The sequence below is a fragment of the Pseudomonas sp. SG-MS2 genome (assembly GCF_009933855.1).
In the GTDB taxonomy this organism is placed as follows: domain Bacteria; phylum Pseudomonadota; class Gammaproteobacteria; order Pseudomonadales; family Pseudomonadaceae; genus Aquipseudomonas; species Aquipseudomonas putida_E.
The window spans coordinates 1-2,297 of record NZ_MOMO01000265.1; the positions used below are offsets into that span (position 1 = coordinate 1).

General features: G+C 56.4%; 2 protein-coding genes. Both read left to right on the forward strand.

Annotation, left to right across the window (positions count from 1 at the left end; genetic code table 11):
• On the forward strand, positions 1 to 816 hold an 816-nt coding region (locus BLX42_RS25465), incomplete at its 5' end, for an IS3 family transposase (RefSeq protein WP_218580324.1).
• A 434-nt stretch (positions 817 to 1,250) separates the two neighbouring features.
• A complete protein-coding gene (locus BLX42_RS25470) occupies positions 1,251 to 2,270 on the forward strand; it encodes an IS30 family transposase (protein ID WP_161872785.1) in 1,020 nt (339 codons plus the stop codon).
• Positions 2,271 to 2,297: the final 27 nt, after the last annotated feature.

Below are 2,297 nucleotides of genomic sequence, written 5' to 3' on the forward strand. Positions count from 1 at the left end.
TTTGCTGTCGGGACGCATCATGGCGGACTGGCTCCAGAAAGAAATCGGGAGCGCAGCATCGGACTTCAGGTAGTCGCTTGGAATGTGGGCTTCATGGAGCGGACACTAATCAACCATTTCACGGCGTCACGAAGCTCCGCAGGCTCACGCACGTTGATGCAGGAATTGCGGCGGGAAGGCCGTGAGGTCGGGCGTTACAAAGTGCGTGCGCTTATGCGTGAAGCTGGCCTGAAATGCCGGCAGCGCAGGCCGCACCGGTATCGCTCATCAGGCACGGAAGCACTGATTGCGGAAAACCAACTGAAGCGCAACTTCAAAGTTTCAACGATCAACGAGGTTTGGTGTGGCGATGTGACTTACATCCAGGTTGGCAGACGTTGGCTGTACTTGGCCGCAGTGATCGACTTGTACGCACGCCGAGTTGTGGGCTGGGCGTTTTCAATGACTGCCGATGCCAGGTTGGCCTGTGACGCGCTGCGCATGGCGTCTGAGTCCAGAGGCAAGCCTAAGGGCGTGATGTTTCATTCAGATCAAGGTTGTCAGTACACCAGCCATAAATTCAGGGCTGCGCTTGAAGAGTGCGGTTTGAAACAGAGCATGAGCCACCGTGGCCAATGCTGGGACAATGCCGCCATGGAGCGATTCTTCGGGGCATTGAAATCAGAATGGATGCCAGCAGGAGGCTATGAATCCGAAGCTGAAGCTAAATCCGACATCATGGCTTACTTGGTGCGCTACAACCTCAAGCGCCTCCACAGCTACAACGGCTACGAGACCCCGGTAGCTATGGAGGAAAAGCTCAGGGCAGCGGCATGAACCTAAACCGGTGTCCAAAATTACTTGACCAGATCAATCACCCACCCAGGCGCCAACCCCATGGCCAAGAGGAAGCCTTAAGTTTAGTGCTTATCCAAAGTGTCGATCTCCACTGTGCTCCGAGAGTGCGGGTTTATGATGCTATCGACTCGTCGGCCCAGCCGAGCTAAGCGGGCTTCCCACTTGCCAGGTCGATAAGAGGCTGCGTGCCCGGCGTATTTGTTAGGCTCAAAGCCTTCTTGCATAAGAAATGAGAGAGCTTCGGGTAGTCGTTTGGGCGTTTTCTTTGAATATCCGCGTAAAAGGGGCAAAGGCTCTAGTGGTTGTGGACTTGGAGTGATTTGAAAGTTTTGCTTTGGCACTTTTAAAACACCATCCAGAGCACGGCAGGGCGGTCTCAGTGACCAAGTGCAACACCCGAGGTAAGGTGCTGCATGACTACTCACTACACCCACTTGACCATCGAAGAGCGCGTAACGCTAATGATCATGCGTATGCAAGGCGCCTCGCTGCGAGCCATCGCCCAAGTTCTTGGGCGCCAACCCAGCACGCTGAGTCGAGAGGTGCGGCGCCAGTCGCAGCCTGGGCACTATGACGCCAGCACTGCCGGTGCTCGAGCCCGTGCCCTCAGACACGTCCCGAGGCGCAGCAAGCTTCTTGCCCCTGGTTCTGAACTGTTCCAGGTCGTACACAGCATGTTGGCCAAGGGCTGGTCTCCTCAGCAAATTGCCGCCAGACTCAAGGACTACTGGCCTGATAATCCTGAGCGGCATGTGAGTCACGAAACGATCTACCTGACAATCTATGCATACCCACGCGGCGAGCTTAAGCGTCAACTCATTGGTTACCTGCGCCAGGGCGGCAGCAAGCGGCGTACTCGCAGCACTGCGCCAGCTCGGCGCGAGCGCTATCCAGCTGAACAGAATATTCGCTACCGACCTCAAGAGGTCGAAGGTCGACAAGTGCCAGGTCATTGGGAAAGCGACCTGATCATGGGCGCGAACAATCGCTCGGCAGTAGCGACGATGGTCGAGCGCACAAGCCGTTTCGTGATCCTGGCCAAGTTGGATGCGCCCACCGCAGACGCCGCGCTAGAGGGGATGACGCGAGAACTTTCGCGGATGGCACCGGCGCTGCTGAAAACCATGACCCATGACCAAGGCAGCGAGATGGCCAAGCATCAAGAGCTGACAGATCGTACGGGAATGAAGATCTACTTCGCTGACCCGCACAGCCCTTGGCAAAGAGGCAGCAACGAGAACACGAACGGCCTGCTCCGGCAGTACTTACCCAAGGGCACCGATTTGTCGCTGGTTAGCCAGGAGCGGCTGGACGAGATTGCCGACTTGCTCAACACCCGACCTCGTCAGACATTGGGCTGGAAATTCCCTGTTGAAGTGTTGACGGATCATCTGCAACTGCTGGCAACCAATCGGCTCAACATTATCAACTGACTGTTGCACTTGGAACCTGAGGCCGCC

What these genes read in the sequence shown, in the direction of transcription:
- BLX42_RS25470 (WP_161872785.1), top strand. Translation starts at nt 1,251, where the DNA reads ATGACTACTCACTACACCCACTTGACCATCGAAGAGCGCGTAACGCTA.